Annotated in this window: 1 pseudogene; it reads right to left on the bottom strand. The window is 66.5% G+C overall.

The features are described 5' to 3' along the window. Window positions 1–33: 33 nt before the first annotated feature. Window positions 34–1,377 (bottom strand): annotated as a pseudogene (locus HMPREF2863_RS03515) (IS256-like element ISMlu11 family transposase). Between the last annotated feature and the right edge of the window lie 43 nt (window positions 1,378–1,420).

Raw genomic sequence — 1,420 nt, 5'->3', positions numbered from 1 at the left:
GGGCGTGTCAACTTGTCTGTGTAAGCGGGGTGGTCACAGGTAGGGGTTGATCCGGTCGGGGTAGGCCGCGGCGAGCTGGGCGAGGGCCTGCTTCCAGTTCGTGACGGCCTGGCCTTCGACGAGCCGGCCCTGGGCTTTGCGCTGGCCGGCGGGTTTGCCCCGGTCCCGAGCACGTTCGGCGGCGCGTTTGTCTTCGATGTTGCAGATCGCCAGCCAGAGCAGCTTCACCGCCGCCTCGGTCGAGGGGAAGTGGCCGCGGTTCTTGGTCACCTTCCGTAGCTGGAAGTTCAGCGACTCGATGCTGTTGGTCGTGTAGATGACCTTGCGGAGCATGGGTGGGAACTGCAGGAACGGGATGAACCGCTCCCAGGAGTTCGCCCAGGTCACCACCGTGGACGGGTACTTCGTGCCGAGCTCGGAGGCCTCGAACTCGGCCAGCGCCTTCCTCGCGGTCTCTTCGTTGGGGGCGGTGTAGATCGGCTTCAGCGCGGCGGCGACCTTCTTGCGGTCGGAGTAGGCCACGAACCGCATCGCGGCCCGGATCAGGTGAACCACGCAGGTCTGGACCATCGAGTCCGGCCACGTCGCCTCGATCGCCTCCGGCAGGCCCTTGAGCCCGTCGCAGCACACGATCAGCACGTCCTGCACGCCCCGGTTGGCGAGATCGGCGCAGACGTGGGCCCAGAACGCCGAGCCCTCGGTGTCCTGGACCCAGATCCCCAGCACGTGCTTGATGCCCTCGAGGTCCACGCCGACGGCGATGTAGGCGGCACGGTTGAGGACCTGGCTGTTCTCTCGGATCTTGATCCGGATTGCGTCGAGATAGATCACCGGATAGAACTCCTCCAGCGGCCGCGACTACCACGCCAGGACCTCTTCGCTCACGGCGTCGGTGATGTTGGAGATCGTCTCGTGCGACAGGTCCGTGCCGATCGTGGAGGCCAGGTGGTGCTGGATGTCCCGGATCGTCATTCCGCCGGCATAGAGGCTGATGATCATGTCATCCAGGCCCCCGAGGCGCCGCTGGCCCTTGGGCACCAGGCGCGGGGTGAACGACCCGCCCCGGTCTCGCGGGACGTCCAGCTCGATCGGCCCGACCTCGGACTCCACGGTCTTCGGGGTGGTCCCGTTGCGGGAGTTGGCGTGCTTCGGCGCCTCGCTCGAGCCCTTCTCGTAGCCCAGATGGCTGGTCAGCTCGGCCTGCAGGCCCCGCTCGAGCGCGGCCTTGACCAGCGCGGGCACGAACCCGCCGTCACCGGTGAGCTCGACGCCGCCCGCGTCGATCTGCGCGAATAGGGAATCAAGCTGCCCTGAGGCTTTCAGCTGCTCGACCAGGTCCTGGCCCGAGGGCTCGCCTGGGTTCTTCTCGTCGGTCATGGTCATGATTCTTACCGTTCCTCTCGGTACGGCTTACACAGAC

It is taken from the genome of Micrococcus sp. HMSC067E09 (assembly GCF_001812555.1).
Lineage (GTDB): Bacteria > Actinomycetota > Actinomycetes > Actinomycetales > Micrococcaceae > Micrococcus > Micrococcus lylae.
Note: the sequence above shows the minus strand (reverse complement) of the source record. Positions and strands in the feature narration are given on the sequence as shown.